The organism is Rheinheimera sp. MM224 (genome assembly GCF_947090785.1).
Taxonomy (GTDB): domain Bacteria; phylum Pseudomonadota; class Gammaproteobacteria; order Enterobacterales; family Alteromonadaceae; genus Pararheinheimera.
Genome location: NZ_OX352320.1, coordinates 1,261,902 through 1,283,741, shown reverse-complemented (window position 1 = coordinate 1,283,741; position 21,840 = coordinate 1,261,902). Strand labels below are relative to the sequence as shown.

At 46.2% G+C, this 21,840-nt stretch carries 18 protein-coding genes; 2 read left to right on the top strand and 16 right to left on the bottom strand.

What is annotated here, in order from left to right:
* Positions 1 to 10 precede the first annotated feature (10 nt).
* The 16 genes from dnaE to rpsB form a co-directional block, all read right to left on the bottom strand.
* Positions 11 to 3,481, bottom strand: a complete 3,471-nt coding sequence (gene dnaE / locus OM978_RS05995; protein ID WP_264345977.1) for a DNA polymerase III subunit alpha — start codon at positions 3,479 to 3,481, stop codon at positions 11 to 13.
* Positions 3,474 to 4,109 (bottom strand): ribonuclease HII, encoded by a 636-nt coding sequence (gene rnhB / locus OM978_RS05990; RefSeq protein ID WP_264345976.1) that lies wholly within the window; start codon positions 4,107 to 4,109, stop codon positions 3,474 to 3,476. The genes dnaE and rnhB overlap by 8 nt, the downstream gene beginning before the upstream one ends.
* Positions 4,106 to 5,266 carry a lipid-A-disaccharide synthase gene (gene lpxB / locus OM978_RS05985; protein WP_264345975.1) on the bottom strand — a complete coding sequence of 387 codons (1,161 nt, stop codon included), beginning with the start codon at positions 5,264 to 5,266 and terminating at the stop codon, positions 4,106 to 4,108. Before lpxB ends, rnhB begins: the two co-directional genes overlap by 4 nt.
* Positions 5,266 to 6,036 carry an acyl-ACP--UDP-N-acetylglucosamine O-acyltransferase gene (gene lpxA, locus OM978_RS05980; protein WP_264345974.1) on the bottom strand — a complete coding sequence of 257 codons (771 nt, stop codon included), beginning with the start codon at positions 6,034 to 6,036 and terminating at the stop codon, positions 5,266 to 5,268. Before lpxA ends, lpxB begins: the two co-directional genes overlap by 1 nt.
* Before the next feature lies 1 nt (position 6,037).
* Positions 6,038 to 6,490 carry a 3-hydroxyacyl-ACP dehydratase FabZ gene (gene fabZ, locus OM978_RS05975; RefSeq protein WP_233009633.1) on the bottom strand — a complete coding sequence of 151 codons (453 nt, stop codon included), beginning with the start codon at positions 6,488 to 6,490 and terminating at the stop codon, positions 6,038 to 6,040.
* A gap of 17 nt (positions 6,491 to 6,507) precedes the next feature.
* On the bottom strand, positions 6,508 to 7,554 hold the full coding sequence (gene lpxD, locus OM978_RS05970; RefSeq protein WP_264345973.1) for a UDP-3-O-(3-hydroxymyristoyl)glucosamine N-acyltransferase: 1,047 nt from the start codon (positions 7,552 to 7,554) through the stop codon (positions 6,508 to 6,510).
* Positions 7,554 to 8,072, bottom strand: coding sequence for an OmpH family outer membrane protein (locus OM978_RS05965; RefSeq protein ID WP_233009631.1), 519 nt, complete (start codon positions 8,070 to 8,072; stop codon positions 7,554 to 7,556). Before OM978_RS05965 ends, lpxD begins: the two co-directional genes overlap by 1 nt.
* A 21-nt stretch (positions 8,073 to 8,093) precedes the next feature.
* On the bottom strand, positions 8,094 to 10,589 hold the full coding sequence (gene bamA, locus OM978_RS05960) for an outer membrane protein assembly factor BamA (RefSeq protein ID WP_264345972.1): 2,496 nt from the start codon (positions 10,587 to 10,589) through the stop codon (positions 8,094 to 8,096).
* Positions 10,590 to 10,616: 27 nt separating this feature from the next.
* Complete coding sequence (gene rseP, locus OM978_RS05955; protein WP_264345971.1) at positions 10,617 to 11,969, bottom strand: sigma E protease regulator RseP; 1,353 nt, start codon at positions 11,967 to 11,969, stop codon at positions 10,617 to 10,619.
* Complete coding sequence (gene ispC / locus OM978_RS05950) at positions 11,969 to 13,162, bottom strand: 1-deoxy-D-xylulose-5-phosphate reductoisomerase (RefSeq protein ID WP_264345970.1); 1,194 nt, start codon at positions 13,160 to 13,162, stop codon at positions 11,969 to 11,971. The genes rseP and ispC overlap by 1 nt, the downstream gene beginning before the upstream one ends.
* Positions 13,162 to 14,025 (bottom strand): phosphatidate cytidylyltransferase, encoded by an 864-nt coding sequence (locus OM978_RS05945; RefSeq protein ID WP_264345969.1) that lies wholly within the window; start codon positions 14,023 to 14,025, stop codon positions 13,162 to 13,164. Before OM978_RS05945 ends, ispC begins: the two co-directional genes overlap by 1 nt.
* A gap of 5 nt (positions 14,026 to 14,030) precedes the next feature.
* Positions 14,031 to 14,798 carry a polyprenyl diphosphate synthase gene (gene uppS, locus OM978_RS05940; protein WP_264345968.1) on the bottom strand — a complete coding sequence of 256 codons (768 nt, stop codon included), beginning with the start codon at positions 14,796 to 14,798 and terminating at the stop codon, positions 14,031 to 14,033.
* Between the two features lie 84 nt (positions 14,799 to 14,882).
* Complete coding sequence (frr, locus tag OM978_RS05935; protein WP_264345967.1) at positions 14,883 to 15,440, bottom strand: ribosome recycling factor; 558 nt, start codon at positions 15,438 to 15,440, stop codon at positions 14,883 to 14,885.
* Positions 15,441 to 15,485: 45 nt separating this feature from the next.
* Positions 15,486 to 16,223, bottom strand: a complete 738-nt coding sequence (pyrH, locus tag OM978_RS05930; RefSeq protein WP_008900629.1) for a UMP kinase — start codon at positions 16,221 to 16,223, stop codon at positions 15,486 to 15,488.
* Between the two features lie 189 nt (positions 16,224 to 16,412).
* Positions 16,413 to 17,285 carry a translation elongation factor Ts gene (gene tsf, locus OM978_RS05925; RefSeq protein ID WP_264345966.1) on the bottom strand — a complete coding sequence of 291 codons (873 nt, stop codon included), beginning with the start codon at positions 17,283 to 17,285 and terminating at the stop codon, positions 16,413 to 16,415.
* Between the two features lie 120 nt (positions 17,286 to 17,405).
* Entirely contained in the window at positions 17,406 to 18,134 is a 729-nt protein-coding gene (gene rpsB / locus OM978_RS05920; protein ID WP_264345965.1) for a 30S ribosomal protein S2, read from the bottom strand.
* A gap of 241 nt (positions 18,135 to 18,375) precedes the next feature.
* Between rpsB and map the strand changes: the two genes are divergently transcribed.
* Complete coding sequence (gene map, locus OM978_RS05915; RefSeq protein WP_264345964.1) at positions 18,376 to 19,167, top strand: type I methionyl aminopeptidase; 792 nt, start codon at positions 18,376 to 18,378, stop codon at positions 19,165 to 19,167.
* 47 nt (positions 19,168 to 19,214) lie between these two features.
* Positions 19,215 to 21,839: a [protein-PII] uridylyltransferase gene (gene glnD / locus OM978_RS05910; protein WP_264345963.1), complete on the top strand. Its 2,625-nt coding sequence runs from the start codon at positions 19,215 to 19,217 to the stop codon at positions 21,837 to 21,839.
* Position 21,840: the final 1 nt, after the last annotated feature.

The window sequence follows — 21,840 nt, the reverse complement described above, 5'->3', positions numbered from 1 at the left end:
CACTACCTAATTAATGAAAATCCAGTTGTATTGTTGCTAATTGTCGCAGTTGATGCAACAAAGCATCGGTAGGTGTTACCCACCATTCGGTGCCCAATGCCACTGTGATTTGACCTTCGTCACGCTGGTACACCAGCTTCACAGGCACTGTGCCTAATTTAAATTCGTGCATAGCTTGCTGCAGTTTTTGCAGATAATCCAGTCCCATTTGCTGCTGATGTACAGTTAAGGTCAAGGATTTTAAGCATTTTTCCCGTGCAGCTATGATGTCCACTACTTCGCGGCCGGACATTGTAAGGCCACCGCTGAAATCATCAAAGCTGACCTGTCCCGACACCACCAATATTTTGTCTTTTTGCAGCAAATGCTCGAAGTTTTCGAACTGTTCGGGGAAAAAACGTACATCTAAGCGCGCAGATTTGTCATCTAAAGTGACAATAGCCCAACGTCTGCCCTTTTTATTGATCATAGTGCGCACCGACAAGACTAAACCTGCGGCATGCACCACCTGATCACGACGACCCGGCTGCATATCAACTAAACGGCCAGAACTGTAATGAGGTAACTCCACCAGATATCTGTTGATAGGGTGGCCAGTCAGGTATAAACCTAAGGTTTCACGTTCGCCTTCCAACCAGACTTCGTCCGGCCAAATTGGCACTTGTTTAAAAGCACTGGCTGCATGTTCAGGCTCTGGTGCCATTAAACCAAATAAATCAGACTGGCCCATAGCTTCGGCTTTGGCCTGCTGCTCCGCGCCTTTCATCGCTTCTTCTAAAGTCGCCATCATGGCAGCACGGTGTGGGCCTAACTGGTCCATAGCACCGGATAAAATCAGCTTTTCAATAACACGGCGGTTCAGCTGTTTTAAATCAACTTTATTACAGAAGTCGAACAAATCTGTGAATGTTCCGTGTTTGGCTCGCGCTGCTAAAATAGCGTCAACCGGACCTTCACCCACACCTTTAATCGCACCTATGCCATAAACAATATGGCCTTGGCGGTTCACCGTAAATTTATATTCACCAGAATTCACATCAGGTGGGATCAATTTGAGCTTCATATGCTCACATTCATCCACCAGAATGACGATTTTGTCGGTGTTATCCATATCGGCAGACATTACAGCGGCCATAAACTCAGCCGGGTAATGCGCCTTCATCCACAGCGTCTGGTACGACACCAACGCATAAGCGGCAGAGTGAGATTTGTTAAAACCGTAACCTGCGAACTTCTCTACCAGGTCGAAGATTTTCATCGACAGTTCGGCATCAACCCCGTTTTCGACAGCGCCATCACGGAAAGTATCCCGCTGCTTGGCCATCTCTTCCGGTTTCTTTTTACCCATAGCACGGCGTAATAAGTCAGCGCCGCCCAGTGAATAACCAGACAAGACCTGTGCGATTTGCATCACCTGTTCCTGGTACAGGATAATGCCGTAAGTCGGTTCCAGAATAGGGATTAACGAGTCATGTTGCCAGGTAGAATCCGGATAAGAGATTTCTTCACGACCGCGTTTACGGTCAATAAAGTTATCTACCATGCCTGACTGCAATGGACCGGGCCGGAACAAAGCCACCAGGGCTATCATATCTTCGAAACAGTCGGGTTGCAGACGGCGGATTAAGTCTTTCATACCACGGGATTCAAGCTGGAATACCGCTGTGGTATCCGCCTTCATCAGCACGTCAAAACTTTTTCGGTCGGTCAGCGGAATGGTATTGATATCCACCAGCGGCTTACCTTCACGGGTCAGACGCTCGTTGGTCATATTCACTGCCCACTGCAAGATAGTCAGTGTGCGCAAACCGAGGAAGTCGAACTTCACCAGACCTGCGTATTCCACATCGTTTTTATCAAACTGAGTGACGGGGTTATTACCCTCTTCATCACAATACACAGGCGCAAAGTCGGTAATTTTAGTCGGCGCTATCACCACACCACCAGCGTGTTTACCGGCGTTTCGGGTCACACCTTCCAGCTGACGCGCCATGTCGATCAAGTCTTTTACTTCCTGATCGGCGGCATACAATTCAGGTAAACGTGGTTCTTCTTTAAAAGCCTGTTCCAGCGTCATACCAGGAGTGGGCGGGATCAGCTTAGAGATACGGTCAACAAAACCATAAGGATGGCCCAGCACCCGGCCTACGTCGCGGATCACAGCTTTGGCCGCCATAGTACCGAAGGTGATAATTTGCGATACAGCTTCGCGGCCATACATGTCAGAGACGTGTTCTATCACCTCGTCGCGTCTGTCCATACAGAAGTCGACGTCAAAGTCGGGCATCGAGACCCGCTCGGGGTTTAAGAAACGTTCGAACAGTAGATCAAACTCTAACGGGTCAAGGTCGGTAATACTCAGTGCATAAGCCACTAAAGAACCAGCCCCCGAGCCCCGGCCAGGGCCGACCGGAATATCGTTGTCTTTACTCCACTGGATAAATTCCATCACGACCAGGAAGTAACCAGGGAAACCCATCTGGTTGATAACGCCGAGCTCAATGTCTAAACGTTCGTCGTATTCAACCCGTTTTACTTTACGAACTTCAGGGTCAGGGAATAACTGCAGCAAGCGTTTTTCCAGACCTTCCTGCGATTTTAATACTAAAAAATCAGCGTCGGACAAACCACCAGTCGGGAAAGCCGGCAGGAAGTATTCACCTAACCTTATGGTGACATTACAGCGTTTGGCTATTTCAACTGAGTTTTGTAAGGCTTCGGGAATATCGGAGAACAGCTCCAGCATTTCTTCTGCAGATCGCAGATACTGCTGCTCGCTATAATTTTTTGGCCGTCTTTTATCTTCTAAGGTGTAACCATCATGAATGGCAACCCGGATTTCATGAGCAGGAAAATCGTCAGGGCTTAACATCACCACTTCGTTGGTGGCAACCACAGGCAACTGTTCACGTTCTGCCAGCTCTACTGCAGCCTGAATATAAGTTTCTTCGTCCGGACGACCAGTGCGGGTCAGTTCAATAAAAAACCGGCCAGGGAAATGTTCACGATAAAACTGCACTAACGCCAAAGCGCTGGGCGCGTTGCCCTTAATTAAAGCTTTGCCTAAAGGGCCGTCTTTCGCACCTGACAATACAATCAGGCCTTCTTTGTATTCCACCAGCCAGTCATGATCAATCTGCGGCTTGTGATGCACATGGCCACGTAAATAAGCCTTGGATAGCAGCATGGTCAGGTTCTGGTAACCGACGTTGTCAGCCGCCAAAATCAATAAACGACAAGCATCGCCTGGAAACAGCGGATGCTGCACCCACAAATCTGCACCTACTATAGGTTTGATACCGGCTTCATGTGCTGTACTGTAAAAACGCACCAGACCACACATATTCATCTGGTCTGTTAAAGCAAGCGCAGGCATATTCAGCTCTTTCGCCGCTTTGACTATAGGCTTTATTTTTTTGATGCCATCGATCATCGAAAAATCGCTGTGCACCCTTAAATGAATAAAACCCGGATCAGCCATGAACTGCCCCTGCAAAAGACTCCAACACATCTCTGACAGGCTTAAAACTGCGTCTGTGCTCGTGGATCACACCATGAGTTTTAATAGCGGCTAAGTGTTGTGCGGTCGGATAGCCTTTATGACCGGCAAAACCATACTGTGGATAAGCGGCATCCAGCTGCTGCATTTCTTCATCCCGCGCCACTTTAGCAAGAATAGAAGCAGCACTGATTTCCGGCACTAAAGCATCACCTTTGACCACAGCACTGGCCTGAACACCTATATCTTTAGGCACACGGTTGCCGTCTATCAAGGCCCATTCCGGTTTAATATGCAGCCCCTGCACAGCACGGGTCATGGCCAGCATAGTGGCGTGTAAGATATTTAAACTGTCAATTTCATGCACTTCAGCACGACCTAAGCTCCAGCTTAAGGCTTTAGCTTTAATTTCTTCAGCAAGCTGCAGGCGTTTTTTTTCTGACAGTTTTTTAGAATCGTTTAACCCGACAATAGGGTTATTTGGGTCAAGAATCACAGCGGCTGTGACCACAGCGCCAACCAGCGGGCCACGCCCTACTTCGTCGACACCACAAATCAGTGCTACTGCTGGTCTTTGATACGTCTCTGCATTAAGGACTTGAGAACTCATAGAGGTGCATCCATCACTTTTGCTATAGCTGCAGCTGCTTGCTCGCTGGCATTGCAACGAATTAACTGGTGCAACTCTGTAAAAGAGCTGACACAAGCTTGCTGTGCTGTCGGGTTTTGTAATAAAGGCGCCATAGCTTTGACTAAGTGGTCTACTGTGACCTGCTCTTGCAGCAGCTCTGTCACTAAAGCTTTATCCGCTAATAAATTCGGCAGGCTGAAAAACTTCAGTTTCACTAAACGTTTGGCAATTTGATGCGTCAACCAATTCATCTTATAACCCACTACCATAGCGGTTTTGGCCAGCATGGCTTCTAAAGTGGCAGTGCCTGAGGCGATAAACACAGCATCAGCCGCAGTTAACGTAGAGCGGGCTTTGCCTATCTCCAGCTTCACCACTAAATCCGGTGCAACTTGCTGTTTAATCTGGCGGAACAACTCTGCTTTTTGCTCTGTCACCATATTACAAATCAGCTGCAAATCAGGTTGCTGACGCTGTAATTCTGCTGCAGCAAGCAAATAATCTGCAGCTAATAATTTGATTTCATTGGTTCTGCTACCCGGCATGATCGCCAGCACTGGCGCTTCTGGGTTTAAACCCAGTTCAGTTCTGGCTGCGGCTTTATCAGGCTGCAGCGGCATTTGGTCTGCCAGCGTATGGCCAACAAAACTGCATGGCACATCAAATCTATCGTAAAAGGCTTTTTCAAAAGGCAATAACGCCAACACCATATTGGTCGCTTTGGCGATTTTAAAAATACGTTTTTGCCGCCAGGCCCAGACGGAAGGGCTGACATAATGCACAGTTTTAATACCAGCAGCTTTGAGTTTGAGCTCCACCGGAATATTAAAATCCGGTGCGTCTATACCTATAAAGACATCAGGTTGAGTGGCAATAAGATTCGCCAGTAGCTCTTTTCGAACCTGCAGCAAACGTGGCAAGCGGCCTAATACTTCGACTATGCCCATCACCGCCAGCTCTTCCATATCAAACAAAGCGCTAAAGCCTTCGGCTTTCATGCGCTCGCCGCCTATGCCATAAAATTCTGCCTGCGGGTACAAAAGCTTTAAAGCGCGGATTAAATCTGCACCTAAAATATCGCCGGAGTGTTCCCCGGCGACTAAGGCTATTTTCACTTTGGAGTGCAGCTCTGCCATCAGCGGATAATACCGCGGCTGGAGTTGGCGATAAAATCAGTGAAGGCTTTGACTTCCGGGAATTCTGCAGATTTTTCTGCCAGAGCATCCAGAGCTTCCTGCACTGTTAAGCCTTTACGATAGACTTCTTTGTAAGCCCGACGTACTTCTAAAATCGCATCGCTGCTAAAGCCGCGGCGTTTTAAACCTTCAAGGTTTAAACCAGCAGGTACAGCATGTGAGCCGTGCGCCATCAGGTAAGGAGGTACGTCTTTGACGACAATAGAACCACCGCCGATAAAGGCATGAGCGCCTATATGGCAGAATTGGTGAATCCCCGTCATGCCACCTAAAATAGCCCAATCCCCAACATGCACATGGCCAGCTGACTGAGCGCCGCTGGCAAAAATCACGTTATCGCCAATCACACAGTCGTGCGCGACATGGGTATTGTTCATAAAAAGGTTATTCGAGCCAATACGGGTGACACCTTTGTCCTGCACCGTGCCACGATGCACAGTACAGTTTTCGCGGAATACATTGTTGTCACCAATAATCAGTTCTGTTGGCTCGCCGTTGTATTTTTTGTCCTGGCAATCTTCACCTATGCTGGTGAACTGATAAAAATGATTGCCTTTGCCCATGACGGTTGGGCCTTTCAGCACCACATGAGATTCAAGCACTGTGTCATCGCCAATCACCACGTTAGCGGCAATATAACAAAATGGTCCAACTTTGACGTTTTGACCAAGTACGGCACCGGGTTCTATCACAGCGGTAGGATGGATCATATTAAAGCTCTCTTCTGGCACACATCAGTTCAGCACTACAAACAACCTGGCCATCCACTTTGGCTTCACCATAAAACTTCCACAAATTACGGCGTTCTTTCAAGAACTTCACTTCCAGCACCATTTGATCGCCAGGAACAACAGGCTTTTTAAAACGGGCTTCGTCTATAGCAGCAAATAAATACAGCTCGTTCTCAGAGCGTTCTGTCACTGTCTTAAAACCTAAAATGCCAGTGGCCTGAGCCAAAGCTTCCAGAATTAATACACCAGGGAAAATCGGCATATTAGGGAAGTGGCCGGTAAAGATCGGCTCGTTTATTGTCACGTTTTTAATAGCAGTTAAAGATTCGCCCGGTGTGAAATCAAGAACCCGGTCGATCATTAAAAATGGATAGCGATGTGGCAGCAAGGCCATGATTTCCTGTATTTCAAGGATATTCAATTGGTTAGCCAAAGTGAACCTCTTTTATATTATTCGTCTTTTGAAGGCGGTAGGGACAAAGCAGCCATTTGCTGTTCAAGTTCCCGTAATTTTTGATACATCTGATCCAGTTGACGAAACCGGACGCTATTTTTCCGCCATTCCAGATTAGTGCTGGCCGGAGTACCGGATGAATAAATACCTTTTTCGGTGATGGACTTAATGATCATCGACATGCCGGTAATTTGCACACCATCACATATTTCCATATGACCATTAATGGCGCAGGCACCACCAATAATACAATAGCGGCCAATTTTAGTGCTGCCAGCTACGACTGTGCAACCTGCAATGGCTGTGTGATCGCCAATTTGCACGTTGTGAGCAATTTGTACCTGATTGTCCAGAATCACGTTGTTGCCAATCACTGTATCGCCTAAAGCACCACGGTCTATCGTGGTATTGGCACCTATTTCAGTATCGTCGCCGATGACGACAGTACCTACCTGAGGAATTTTCAGCCAGCGACCACGTTCATTAGCAAAACCAAAACCATCTGCACCTATCACTGCACCGCTGTGCACCAGACAATTTTTACCAAGCTGCACGCAGTGGTAAAACGTCACGTTAGGCCAGATTTTGCAGCCATCGGCTATATGAACCTGTTCACCAATAAAACAACCCGCGCCAATTTGTACGTTCTCGCCTATCACGGCACCAGCGGAAATCACCACGTTGGGGCCTATAACGACTGAATCTGGTACAGAAGCTGAAGGGTCTATGGCTATATTCTGCCCCCGCCCATAAGCGGCAGCAGGTGTGGAATCTAATAACTGCGCAATTTTAGCAAAAGCAACATAAGGGTCATTCACCACCAGCGCGTTGACCGGGCAATAACTCAGGTCGTCCGCTTTAATCAGCACGGCACCGGCTTGAGTCGATTGCAAAAATTTGCGGTACTTGCTGTTCGACAAGAAGCTGATCTGATGGCTTGTCGCCTCTTCCAATGTACCAACGGCACTAATCAGTGCCGTGGCGTCTCCAACTAGCTGAGCATTTAACTGCTCAGCTATAAAAGCTAATGTAAGCTTTGCCATTATTTGGCTTTGCTCACCTGAGCTACAACAGCATTAGAGATGTCATATTCAGGTTTAACAAACACACCAGCCTGAGCATTTAAAATCAGGTCGTAGTTGTCTTTTTTAGCCAGACTGTCAATCGCAGTTTTCACTAAACCCATCAGCTTGTTACGTTCTTCGCCCTGACGCTTACGGTAATCTTCGTCCAGTGGACGAGCTAATTGCTCGTAGCTGCGCATTTGCTTTTCCATTTCGCCTTGCAGAGTTTTTTTCTGCTGATCGTTCATGGTTGCGCCATCACGCTTTAATTTTTCCTGATTAAAAGCGATGTCTTTTTCCAGCTTTTGTACTTCAGCAATACGGCCTTCGAACTCAGCTTTTAATGTATTTTGAATAGAGGTGGTCTGAGGTAACTGGGCAACAATAGCCTGTACATCAACGATACCAATCTTCATTTCTTTTGCTGCAGCAGTACCAGCCATTAACAGGCCAGCCATCAATACCAATGCAGTTTTTGCTAAGCTTTGCTTAAACATGTGTTTCCCTTTCCCATAAATTTAGAATGTAGTACCAATATTGAAACTAAAGTTTTCCTGATCATCACCCTCTTCTTTCCGGATGATTTTGGCCAGGCTAAATGTCAATGGACCCATAGGCGAAATCCACTGCAGAGAAAGACCAGTCGAAACACGGATTAAGCCTGGATCAGAATAGTCTAACAGCGTAGGACTGTTAAAGTTCTGACTTGTCGACGGGCTTAAACCATTGTAACGACTTAAATCAAACTCTGTATCCCAGACGTTACCTGCATCAACAAACAGGCTGGTACGTATCTGGTTTACATAATCCTCACTGACAAATGGTGTCGGTGTGATTAACTCAAGGGTAGCAATAGCCATGGCATTACCACCCGTTGACCGCGGAGACACTAAATAAGTGTCAAAACTCGGATCAGTCGGCAGTGGACTACCAGATCCACTTGTAGGATTAGGTAAACCCGGAACTGTACTGACCTGACGATATATCGCATGAGGACCGATAATACGGGCTTCAAAACCACGTAAATTCTGGCCACCTGCATAGAAGTTATCGGTAAATGGCAACGTATAATCATAACCATCTTTGCTGCCGTAACCGTTACCATAACCCACTTCCAGTTTACTTAAGAACGACCAGCGGTGGTCATTACTCAGCGGAATATAATTGCGGGCTTCAAAAGTGGTTTTGTAGTACTGCAAATCTGAGTTTGGTGTCGTAATACGCCCGCTTAATACTAACTCATGACCAGCTGTCGGGAACAAACCTCGGTTTAATGTGCTTTGGATCCAACTGGCAATCAGCTCGTAGTTGGTAAACTTATAACCACCATCCGGATCATTTTTATCCATTAACACAGCTCTGAAATGACGTAACTGATCATATTCAGATAAGGAGTTAATTTCGTTGACCGCATAGTTGGTGCCGAAGTTTAATCTGTTGTACTCATTGATTGGGTAACCAACAGTAGCGCCAAAACCATAGCGTTTTTGTTTATAGGCTTCTAAGTTAGATGACAAACTGGAATAGTCTGTATCTGAATAGAAAATCTGACCACCTAAACTGACAGCATCGAGTGTGAAGTACGGATCAGTCACAGACAATGAAATTTGTCTGTTGTACTTGTTAGTACTTAAGTTAACACCTGCTGAGTTACCTGTACCAAAGAAGTTTTGTTGCTCCACGCCAATCTGGAATGACAAGCCCTGAAAATCACCGTAAGAAATACCGGCATTAAAGTTACCAGACGGTTGTTCTTTAATTTTGTAGCTGACGTCGACTTTGTCATCCACGCCTGCAACTTCTTTGGTCTCAAAATCAACCTTCTCAATGTAAGGTAAACGTTGAATACGTTCTTTAGACAGTTCGAGCGCGTCGTTAGATAACCAGGCGCCTTCCATCTGACGGACTTCACGACGAATAACTTCGTCTTTGGTAGAAGCGTTACCGGCCACTTCCAGACGACGTACATAAACGCGTTTGCCGGGGTCAACACTGATGGTCAGAGCAACTTCTTTGGTATCGTCGTTGATCGCAGGAATAGTGCGGACTTTCGAGTTGGCATAACCAAAACGTGCCAGTAACTTGGCGATACTTTCTTCGGTATAAGTCACCAAAGCGCCGTTATACAGCTGACCCGCTTTTAAAGGTAACAGTGCCTTGATAAAAGCATCCTGCCCTATTAAATCACCGACAAAGTCAACGCCTGTAATAGTGTATTGTTCACCTTCAGTCACGTTCAGAGTAACGTAGACCGAGGTTTTATCCGTGCTGACAGAAACCTGATTGGCGTCGATGTTAAAACGCAGGTAACCACGATCTAAGTAGTAGCTACGGATTTTTTCAAAGTCACCTTGCAAGGTTTGTTTCTGGTATCGATCAGAAGCCAGAAAACGCCACCAAGGCAAGTCGTACAGTGATTCAATATTTTTCAACAACTCTTCGTCGCTGAATATCTCGTTACCTACTAAGTTGATCTGGCGAACAGAAGCAGCATCGCCTTCTTCAAATTCGATTTTCAGATTCACTCTGTTACGAGGTAAATAAGTAACCTTCATCTCAACTGCGGCGTTGTATTTACCTACACCGTGGTAAAACTCTGTTAAACCGTTTTCAACTTCTTTGATCACAGTTTTATCTAAAGGCTCACCAATAATAATTTTCTGACCAGTTAAACTTTCGTTCAACTGCTCTTCTTTGATGTCTTTATTACCATCAAACTCAATGTTATTGATGGTTGGACGCTCTTTTAAGCGATAAATGACGGTATTGCCGTCACGAAATACCTGAATATCGTCAAAGTGACCTGCCGCATACAGACTTTTGATACTGCGCGATAAGGATGCTTCAGTGATGGTATCGCCGATATTAAACGGCAAATTATTTAATGCTGCACCAAGCGCAACACGCTGCAAGCCTTCGACCTGAATGTCTTGCACAGTAAATGATTGTTCAGCGAGCACCGAGTTACTTAAACCAGCAAGTAACATCGCAGCTACTAATCGTTTAATTGTCATTGTTTTGGACTACTTTTGATTAGTTTATTACAAACGAGAAATATCGTTGAGCAGCGCAATTCCCATTAATGTCAGCAGCAACAGAGCTCCGATCCGGAAACCCAGCTCCTGCGCCTTCTCAGAGACAGGTTTGCCGCGTATTAGTTCCAGCACAAGATACATTAAATGGCCACCATCCAAAATAGGCAGAGGCAGTAAATTTATCACCCCAAGGTTGACGCTAATCAGTGCTAAAAAGGAGATAAAGGCAATCAAGCCAATATCTGCGCTGCTTCCAGCGCCTTGTGCTATCGAAATTGGTCCACTTAAATGTTTGACAGAAATATCACCAAAAATGAATTTTCCAATCATTGAGAAGCTTAACCGTACCAATTGCCAGGTCTTTTCTACCCCAACCAAGGCCGCCTGTACAGGGCCATACTGCTGAGTGAACAATAAATGCTCAGGCCACGGCAATACTTTTGGGCTGACACCAAGGTAACCCTGGTGAAAACCATCAGCCGTTTCGCGGCTTTGTGGTGTCACCAGAATATCCATGCTTTGGCCGCTACGCTCAATACCAAACAGTAGAGGTTTTTCCGGATTGTTTTGCACTAAAGTGACTACTGAGTTCCAGTCAGCGACAGTTTTACCATCCACTGAAACCAGTTTATCGCCTAACTGCAAACCTGCGGCTTCTGCTGCTGAGCTTGGCTGAATCTGGCTGATTTCGTTCAAAACTTCCGGACGCAGTGGCTCTAAACCTAAACTGCCAAATACGCTTTGTTTGTCCGGGTCAAATGCCCATTCGGTTAAATCCAGCTGATAACTTTGGTCACTGCCTTCGAGTTGCTGCACTGTAATGTCTACTGCCGGGCTGCCAACTTGCTCAACCAGCAATAAACTGATGGCACGCCAATCCTCAGCTGGTTCACCGTTGATTGCGGTAATTTGCGCATTTGACGGAACGCCAGCTTTAGCAGCAATAGATTCAGCCGTCACCTGCCCTATCACAGGTTTAATGTTCGGTACACCAATCAGGTACATAGCCCATAACAACAGGATGGCGAACAGGAAATTGGCTATAGGGCCTGCAGCAATAATAGCCATACGTTGTCCGACTGTTTTGCTGTTAAAGCTTAAGTCTTTAAACTGCGGTAATACAGGGTCTACCCGCTCATCTAACATGCGGACATAACCACCAAGCGGGATCATCGCAATAACAAACTCTGTGCCTTGTTTGTCGCGCCAGCGGTAAATAGCCTTGCCAAAACCTATAGAAAAACGTTTGACCAGTACGTTGTTTTTTCGTGCCACCCAAAAGTGACCAAACTCATGCACTGTCACCAGCAGGCCAATAGCAACCACAAAGCTAATTAAATTCCAGACAAAACCCGACATTAACTCACCTTTTTCAGTTGGTCTTGCATATAAGCTCTGGCTTGTTGATCAAGGCCCAGAATGCTTTCTAAATCAGGCGCCTTTATAGTGGCAAAACGCTCCAATGCTTTTTCGTTCAACTGCGCTATATCTGTAAAACGAATTTGGCCTGCTAAAAATGCGGCCACCGTCATTTCATTGGCAGCGTTTAGCGCAGTGGTAGCGCCCTGACCATAACCACAAGCGGCTATCGCCAGATATAAATTGGGGTAACGTACTGGTTCTGGTTTGGAGAAACTAAAATCTGCCAGTTCAAAGAAATTCAGTGGTTTGACATGGGTCTGAATACGATGTGGGTAAGCCAGCGCATGAGCTATAGGAGTACGCATATCAGGCTGACCCAGCTGTGCCAATACAGAACCATCAGTGTACTGCACCATCGAATGGATAATACTTTGTGGGTGGATCACCACCTGAATATCGTCTGCCGCGCAATTAAATAACCAGCGCGCTTCAATAAATTCCAAGCCTTTATTCATCATAGTGGCGCTGTCGACAGAAATTTTCTGGCCCATCACCCAATTTGGATGCGCGACAGCCTGAGCTGGCGTGATGCTTGAAAAATCGGCCAGATCTTTACGTAAAAAAGGACCACCACTGCCCGTTAACAACAGCTTACTGATACCAAAATCAGCCAGTTTTTGTGTGGCTGTGTTTTGCTGTAACTGCGCAGGCAGGCATTGAAAAATAGCATTATGTTCGCTGTCTATCGGCAATAAAGTAGCACCGTAGTGTTGCACTTTATTGATAAACAGCTCACCACTCATCACCAGCGCTTCTTTGTTTGCCAGTAATACAATTTTACCTTGCTCAACGGCAGCCAAGGTCGGCAATAAACCCGCAGCGCCAACAATAGCAGCCATTACCATATCAACATCAGGATGAGCAGCTAAATCACAAAGCGCTCCAGTGCCAGCCCAGACTTCAGTCGGCAGATTGGCGTCTTTTACCAACTGGCGTAATTTGTCAGCGGCTTGTACATCAGTCATCACCGCATAACGGGGTTTAAATTGCTGGATTTGAGCAAACAGCTTATCTACCTGAGTAGCGCCTGTTAACCCCAGTACCTGATAGTGTTCAGGGTGCATAGCCACAACGTCCAGCGTATTGCAGCCAATAGAGCCTGTTGCACCAAGGATCACCAGGGTCCGCATTAAGCGAAGCCCCCAATCAGAGCTACCAATACAGCATAAAGTGGCGCAGTGGCCGTCAGGCTGTCGATACGATCTAAAATGCCACCGTGACCAGGGATAATATTGCCGCTATCTTTTAAGCCAGCCACACGTTTAAACATACTTTCACTTAAATCGCCGAACACAGACAAAATAGTCAGCACTAAAGCGGCCAGATACCAGGTGGCAGTTTCTTCCGGAAACCCCAGATAATAAGCCACAGCAGTCACCAGCAGCATGACAAAAAGCACACCACCGAGCATGCCTTCCAGTGTTTTCCCAGGACTGACAGCAGGCAACAATTTGCGTTTACCAAAAGGTTTACCAATAAAATAGCCGCCAATATCTGCAGCCCAGACCATACCCAGCAATAAACAAATCAACCAGGCACCTGTGTAGCTGGATTGATGAAAATCAACAGAGCGAATTAATAACAAGGCAGTCCAGGCAGGAACCAGAGTGAGCCAGCCCATCAAAGCGCGACGTAAATGACCTTGGGCCCAGCTTTGACTGCTACGTGGGTAACTTAATACCAAAAGCACCGCAATCAGCCACCAGACAACACCCATAGCAAGCAGGCTGTTACTCAACAGATCCAGCTGTACTGGCCAGTATGCAGTGTCAGGCAGTTGCCAATAAATCAGCGCCATACTCAGTGCTACCACAGCTATAAAACTGTATTGGCTGGGTTTGGTTGTGTAACCACAAAACAAACTCCACTCCCAGGCTCCGATCAAAAAAGCAGCAGCAATAAAAATAGCGAAATAGTGCAAAGGAAGGAAAAAAACTGCGGCCAACGCCAATGGCGCCATGATCAGGGCTGTAATAACTCGTTGCTTAAACAAATTGGTTATCCTTGTATCGGACGCATTGCCAGCTCACGGATTTGTGCTCCGGTACAACCAAAACGCCGTTCTCTACTGGCGTAGGTTGCCAAAGCTTCCGAAAATACCTGATCATCAAAGTCAGGCCATAAAGTTTCGGTAAACCATAACTCAGCATAAGCAGCTTGCCACAACAAAAAGTTACTGATGCGTACATCGCCACCGGTACGGATCATCAGATCCAACTCCGGCTGGTCATGCATTTGCATACAGCCTGATATCATTTGTTCGTCAATTTGTGCAGCGGTCATCTCACCATCAGCGACTTTTTGCGCTAATTGTTGTGCTGCCTGCACTATGTCCCAACGTCCGCCATAATTGGCTGCAACATTTAAGGTCAAAGCTGTATTCTGAGCTGTAAGCTGTTGCGCCTCTTTAATATGTTGTTTGAGTTTGTCGCTAAAAGGAGACAAGTCTCCGATAATATTCAGCCGTACATTGTTCTTGTGCAGGGTTTTCACTTCCTGCTGTAACACCAGTAAAAACAGTTGCATCAAACCGCTGACTTCGTCTTCAGGTCGACGCCAGTTTTCACTGCTAAAAGCAAATAAGGTAAGAGACTGGATGCCTAATTTACGGCAAAAGCTTACGGCACGACGCACTGCATCGACACCTTTTTTATGACCCCATACCCGAGGTCTGCCTTGCCGTTCAGCCCAGCGTCCGTTGCCGTCCATGATAATGGCGACATGTTGTGGCAACGCGTTTTGTAACGCGGTTTGCACTTCTGTCATCTGAATCTGACCTTGTCACAATAATAAAAAACGCCGCGAAGTATACCCTACACGGCGCTATTTCCCTAATCAGGGCGAGGTTGATTAAACTTCCATCAACTCTTTTTCTTTGTCAGCTAAAACCTCGTCAACCTTCTTCACAAAGGCGTCAGTCAGCTTCTGAACTTCGTCTACCGCTTTACGCTCGTCATCTTCACCAATTTCTTTATCTTTTAATAAAGTCTTCAGATCAGCATTTGCGTCACGACGAATATTACGTACAGCAACACGAGCACCTTCAGCTTCGTTACGCACGACTTTGACTAAATCACGACGACGTTCTTCAGTCAGCGGAGGCAATGGCACACGAATAGTAGTACCAGCGCTCATTGGGTTTAACCCTAAATCTGACTGCAGAATAGCTTTCTCTACAGGTTGGATCAGAGTTTTATCAAACACACTGATGGTCAGAGTACGGGCATCTTCTACAGACACGTTAGCAACCTGACGTAATGGTGTACTGGCACCATAATATGAAACCTGAATACCGTCTAATAAACTTGGGTGAGCACGACCGGTACGGATTTTGGACAATTGGCCTTTCAGCGCTTCAACGCTTTTTTCCATCCGGGTTTTGCTATCTTTGAGAATATCGTTAATCACTTTGGCTATTCCTTTTTTTGCTACACCAAAAAAGTGGCAGTTAGTTTACTGTAATTTTTCAGCGTGGTCGATCACTGTGCCTTCTTCTTCACCCAGTACTACACGTTTCAGTGCGCCAGGAGTATTCATATTGAAGACACGAATTTGCATATTATGGTCACGGGCCAAGGTAAAGGCCGCTAAATCCATAACTTTTAATTCTTTTTCCAGAACTTCTGTGTAGCTCAATTTGCTATACAGAGTGGCTGTTGGGTCTTTTACAGGGTCTGCTGAATACACGCCGTCGACTTTAGTGGCTTTTAAAACCGCATCAGCCTCAATTTCAATACCACGTAAGCAAGCGGCAGAGTCTGTAGTAAAAAACGGGTTACCTGTACCAGCAGAGAAGATCACCACACGGCCAGACTTTAACAGACTAATGGCTTCTGCCCAGCTGTAATTGTCACATACACCATTTAACGGGATAGCAGACATCAGGCGGGCGTTTACAAAAGCACGATGCAAAGCGTCACGCATCGCCAGACCATTCATCACTGTGGCTAACATGCCCATATGGTCACCGACCACACGGTTCATGCCAGCTTTTGCTAAACCTTCACCACGGAATATATTACCGCCACCAATAACAATGGCAACCTGGATACCAAGTTCAACCAGCTCTTTGATTTCCTGAGCCATCCGATCCAACACTTTGGGATCTATACCAAAGCCTTCTTCACCCATCAGGGCTTCACCACTGAGTTTTAATAAAATTCTTCTATAGGCGAGTTTTGGATTGCTCATGCGGTCCTCATTTATCTGGAAGGTGTATAACCTTGCTGTGGATCTATTCTGTACTTTCACTGGCGACGAACAGCATAAAAGACTTAAAAGCCTACTGTGCATCCTGAACTGTACATAAAAAAAACCGCGACAGACTAAGGTCAGGTCGCGGTTATTCTAGCTGGTTTCAAAGCATTGCTAAAGCGTAAATTACTTCTTAGCAGCAGCGATTTGAGCAGCAACTTCAGCAGCGAAATCAGTTTCTGCTTTTTCGATGCCTTCACCTACTTCTAAACGGATGTAGCTAACAGCTTTAGCACCGTTTTGTTTCAGGAAATCACCAGTAGTGATTGAAGGGTCTTTTACGAACATCTGGCCAGTTAAAGAAACTTCGCCAGTGAACTTGGTCATACGACCAGCAACCATCTTCTCAGCGATTTCTTTTGGCTTGCCGCTGTTGATAGCGATTTCGATCTGGATTTCTTGTTCTTTAGCAACAACTTCAGCTGGCACTGACTCTGGAGTCAGGAATGAAGGGTTGTTAGCAGCAACGTGCATAGCAACGTCTTTAGCGATATCTTCGTTACCGCCTTCCAGTACCACTAACACGCCGATACGGCCTGAGTGAGTGTACTGACCAATCACATCGCCCTGAACTACAGAAATACGACGGATGTTGATGTTTTCACCGATTTTAGTAACCAGTGTAGCGCGAGCTTCTTCAACAGTGCTATCGCCCAGTTGAGCAGCTGACAGCTCTTCAACAGTGAACAGCTTGTTGGCGTGAGCCAGATCAGCAGCAGCGTTTGCGAAAGCCAGGAAGCTTGCGTCACGGCCTACGAAATCTGTTTCACAGTTGAATTCGATTGCAGCAGCGTAACCCTTACCAACGCGAGTGATCACTGTACCTTCAGCGGCGATACGGCCAGCTTTCTTGGCAGCTTTAGCCTGACCATTTTTACGCATTAATTCGATTGCGCCTTCGATGTCGCCTGCAGTTTCTTCTAAAGCTTTTTTGCAGTCCATCATGCCAGCGCCAGTGCGCTCGCGTAATTCTTTTACCATACCAGCAGTTACAGCCATGGGGAGTTCCTCGCAAAATTTTTTCGTGGACAAACAGGGGCATATGCCCCTGTATGTTTAAACCTGCTTTATACCTGTCGTATATGTAGCCTTGATTACAAGGCTACAGAGACAATGCAATTATTCAGCAGCTACAAAGTTACCGGCTTCAGCCTGAACTTCGATGTTTTTGCTGCGGCCTTCAGTGATGGCCTGATTTACTGCGCCCAGGTATAACTGGATAGCGCGGATAGCGTCATCGTTACCAGGGATCACATAGTCAACACCTTTAGGATCAGAGTTAGTATCAACGATAGATACCACTGGAATACCCAGGTTGTTGGCTTCTTTAATTGCAATGTGTTCGTGGTCGGCATCGATCACAAACAGAACATCAGGCAAGCCGCCCATGTCTTTGATACCGCCTAAGCTTTTTTCCAGCTTGTCCATTTCACGGGTACGGTCTAAAGCTTCTTTTTTAGTCAGCTTGTCGAAAGTACCGTCCTGGCTTTGAGATTCCAGGTCTTTTAAACGCTTGATAGACTGGCGAACAGTTTTCCAGTTAGTCAGCATGCCACCTAACCAACGGTGGTTTACATAGTACTGGTCAACTTGAGAAGCAGCTTCTTTGATTGCTTCAGAGGCAGCGCGCTTAGTACCAACAAACAGGATTTTGCCTTTTTTAGCAGCAACAGACTGAATGAAAGCTAAAGCATCGTTCATCATAGGAACAGTTTGTTCCAGGTTGATGATATGAACACGGTTACGAGCGCCGAAAATGAATGGCTTCATTTTTGGGTTCCAGTAACGTGTTTGGTGACCGAAATGTACGCCCGCCTGGAGCATATCGCGCATAGAAACTTTTGCCATTATAAATATTCCTTAGTAATGGGGTTGGGCCTCCATACATCCCATAAAACCGACCGTAACTCAATGAGTTGCAGCACCCCGGATTATGTGTCGATGTATGTGTGTTGTTTAGTTAATTGCAGTTTTAATCTGCGTTTTGCGTTTTTAGCAGAATCTGATTTGCCAAATCGCGGCGCGCTTTATACCATAGACACCCTTGAAACACAATGAAATGTGTATTTTTACAGCAGAGAGAGATGGCATGGCCGCGATTATTAAGACAGCAGATCAGATCGAAAAAATGCGTGTAGCAGGTAAGTTAGCTGCCGAAGTATTAGAGATGATTGAGCCATACGTCAAAGCCGGTGTCACCACCGAAGAGCTGAATACGATTTGCCACAATTATATTGTGGATGTGCAGCAGGCTATCCCTGCCCCGCTGAATTACCACGGCTTTCCAAAATCCATCTGCACTTCGGTCAATCAGGTAATTTGCCATGGTATTCCGTCGGCTGAGAAAAAACTCAAAGAAGGCGACATCATCAACATAGATATCACTGTGATTAAAGACGGTTATCACGGCGATACGTCAAAAATGTTTGTGATTGGTAAGCCGAGCATTCTGGCGGACCGTCTGATACGTGTGACTCAGGAATGTCTGTACATGGGCATTCGCAAAGTGAAAAACGGTGCCCGCTTAGGTGATATTGGTTTTGTTATTCAGCAACATGCCGAAAAACACAGCTACTCAGTGGTGCGCGAATACTGTGGTCATGGCATAGGCCAGGTATTCCACGAAGACCCGCAGGTGCTGCATTATGGTCGCCCAGGCACAGGTGATACCTTAAAAACCGGTATGTGTTTGACAATAGAGCCTATGATCAACGCAGGTGAGCGTCATAGTAAATTGTTAAAAGACGGCTGGACGGTTGTAACTAAAGATCGTAGTTTATCAGCGCAGTTTGAACACACTATTGTCGTCACAGAGACTGGCTGCGAAATTTTAACTCTGCGATCAGACGACACCATAGAACGAATAGTCACGGCCGAATAAGTCCAGTTCAGACAGACGACGGCCGCTTAAGACCTGAGGTAAAGCAAATGAACATGGCTCTGGCGTTTAATAAGTCTTTACCGGGTTTATGTACTCTTGATAGTTATAAAAAGCATTTTGTTGAGTTTAATGACTGGTTGAAAAATGCCTTCGAACATCAAACCGTTGGCAGTTTAGTCAAAGCCCGCGCCCGTTTTATCGACGAGGTGCTGGTGTCTTTATGGCAACATTTTGATCTGCATAAACACAAAAAAATCAGTCTGATCGCTGTAGGTGGTTATGGCCGGGGTGAACTGCACCCCTGCTCTGACATCGATTTATTGTTACTGACCGACAGCAAACTCGACGCTCAGCAAAAAGAACAAATAAGCCAATTTATTACCCTGCTGTGGGACTTACGTTTAGAAGTAGGTCACAGTGTGCGTAGCGTAAAAGAGTCTGTGACGCTGGGTAAAGAAGACATCACCATTGCCACTAACCTGATGGAAATGCGCCTGCTGACTGGCAGCAAAGAGCTGTTTGATGAGCTGCAGGTGCAGGTCTGTAAAGACAGTTTCTGGACCTCTCAGGCGTTTTTCCAGGCCAAACGTGACGAGCAACAGCAGCGTCATGCCCAGTACCACGGCACAGCCTACAATTTAGAGCCCAATTTAAAAGCCAACCCTGGTGGTTTACGTGATATCCAAACCATAGGCTGGGTGGCAAAAAAACACTTTAATACCAGAACCATGCGTGAGCTGGTGGCTTATCAGTACCTGACTGAAGATGAATACCAGGAGCTGATGGAGTGTGAAGCTTATTTATGGCAAATGCGTTTTGCCCTTCATGTTGAATCTGGCCGCAACGAAAACCGTATTTTGTTTGACTATCAGCCTGCTGTCGCCAAACGCCTGGGTTTTGGTGATGATGGCAAAGCGTCCGTTGAACGTATGATGAAACGATTTTTTCAGACAGTGCAACGTGTCGCTGAGCTGAACGATATGCTGCTGCAGCATTTTGACGGCAGTATTCTCAATAGCCAAAGCAAACTGAAACAGCAAAAGCTGGATGACTTCTTTGAGCTGACAGGCCATTTAATTCGCGCCACCGATAACGCAGTCTTTGCACGGCGCGAAAATATTCTGCGCATGTTCTGGCATATAGCGAACAACTCCAATATCACTGGTATTCACTCCGATACCATTCGATTATTGCGTTTAGTCAGGCGTCGTCTGATGGGCGATTTGCAGGATTATGAAGCCTGTCGTCAGCTTTTTATGACCATTATGCGCCACCCTCGTGGTATGGACAGAGCCATTACGCTGATGCATCGCCACGGTATTCTGGCCTCTTACCTGCCAGCCTGGCGTAATATTGTCGGCCAGATGCAATTCGATTTATTCCATGCCTACACAGTGGATGAACACACTCACCGTGTGCTGAAGAATTTATACCGCTACTCACAAGCAGGTTTTGAAAACGAGTTTCCACTGTGTACTGACATAGTCAAACGTATGGAAAAACCAGAGATTTTATATCTGGCCGGTATTTTCCATGACATTGCCAAAGGCAGAGGCGGCGATCACTCCGAATTAGGTTCTTTGGATGCACGTGAATTTGGCAAGCTGCATAAGTTAAGCGACTTTGACAGCAAGTTGTTGGCCTGGTTAGTAGAAAGCCACTTATTGATGTCGGTCACAGCACAGCGCCGTGATATTCACGACCCGGCTGTCATCGCTGAATTTGCCGATAAAGTGCGCGACGAAACCCGTCTTAACTATTTGTATTGCCTGACGCTGGCCGATATTCGTGCCACCAATGACAACTTATGGAATGACTGGAAAGGCTCGTTATTACGTGAACTCTATTTAGGCACGCAAAAAGCTTTCCGTCGTGGACTCGAAAAACCAATGGATTTACGCGATCTCATCCGCGAAAATCAGGCAGAAGCTATGAAGCTACTGCAAAAACAAGGTTTTACCGAACAAGAGGTGCTGCAGTTATGGGGCCGGATCAAAGCGGATTATTTCGCCCGCTACAACCCCAAACAAATTGTCTGGCACTGTGAACATATTTTGCGCCATAAAGATCCCAACGAGCCTTTGGTGCTGATAGATAAAACGCCGTTTCGTGGCAGCACTCAGGTTTTCGTGTATACGCCGGATCAGGACAACTTATTTGCCCATTTAGTGGCTGCGCTCGACAGCAAAAAGGTCAATATTTTTGATGCCCAGATCATGACTAACAAAGATGGTTATGCGATGGATACCTTTGTGGTGCTTGAGCAAAACGGTGAGCCTGTCACTTCGCCATCCCGCTTACAGAGTCTCAAACGTGCGCTGGAAACCTATATTAGCGGCAAACCGGACCTGTCACGCGGTAAACCCCGTTTATCCCGTCAGATGCGGCCCTTTAATATAGCGCCCAAAGTGGTCTTTATTCCGGGTGCAAATAAACACCGCACTATGGTGGAAATTACCGCTTTGGATATGCCGGGTTTATTGGCTGATATAGGCTCAGTATTCCAGCGCTGCGAGATCAGTATTCACGCCGCTAAAATCACCACCATAGGCGAAAAAGCCGAAGACTTTTTTATGATTTCTACGAGACAAGATCAGGCGCTGGATGCCGATCAACAATCACAGCTGCGTCGTGTTCTTGTCGAACAATTAACTCATGTGACAGAGGGATAAA

Coding starts and splice junctions, on each gene's coding strand:
- uppS (WP_264345968.1), bottom strand. CDS start 14,798: ATGACAGAAGTGCAAACCGCGTTACAAAACGCGTTGCCACAACATGTC.
- tsf (WP_264345966.1), bottom strand. CDS start 17,285: ATGGCTGTAACTGCTGGTATGGTAAAAGAATTACGCGAGCGCACTGGC.
- rseP (WP_264345971.1), bottom strand. CDS start 11,969: ATGTCGGGTTTTGTCTGGAATTTAATTAGCTTTGTGGTTGCTATTGGC.
- rnhB (WP_264345976.1), bottom strand. CDS start 4,109: ATGAGTTCTCAAGTCCTTAATGCAGAGACGTATCAAAGACCAGCAGTA.
- lpxB (WP_264345975.1), bottom strand. CDS start 5,266: ATGGCAGAGCTGCACTCCAAAGTGAAAATAGCCTTAGTCGCCGGGGAA.
- pyrH (WP_008900629.1), bottom strand. CDS start 16,223: ATGAGCAATCCAAAACTCGCCTATAGAAGAATTTTATTAAAACTCAGT.
- bamA (WP_264345972.1), bottom strand. CDS start 10,589: ATGACAATTAAACGATTAGTAGCTGCGATGTTACTTGCTGGTTTAAGT.
- glnD (WP_264345963.1), top strand. CDS start 19,215: ATGAACATGGCTCTGGCGTTTAATAAGTCTTTACCGGGTTTATGTACT.
- ispC (WP_264345970.1), bottom strand. CDS start 13,162: ATGCGGACCCTGGTGATCCTTGGTGCAACAGGCTCTATTGGCTGCAAT.
- OM978_RS05965 (WP_233009631.1), bottom strand. CDS start 8,072: ATGTTTAAGCAAAGCTTAGCAAAAACTGCATTGGTATTGATGGCTGGC.
- dnaE (WP_264345977.1), bottom strand. CDS start 3,481: ATGGCTGATCCGGGTTTTATTCATTTAAGGGTGCACAGCGATTTTTCG.
- rpsB (WP_264345965.1), bottom strand. CDS start 18,134: ATGGCAAAAGTTTCTATGCGCGATATGCTCCAGGCGGGCGTACATTTC.
- lpxA (WP_264345974.1), bottom strand. CDS start 6,036: ATGATCCATCCTACCGCTGTGATAGAACCCGGTGCCGTACTTGGTCAA.
- map (WP_264345964.1), top strand. CDS start 18,376: ATGGCCGCGATTATTAAGACAGCAGATCAGATCGAAAAAATGCGTGTA.
- lpxD (WP_264345973.1), bottom strand. CDS start 7,554: ATGGCAAAGCTTACATTAGCTTTTATAGCTGAGCAGTTAAATGCTCAG.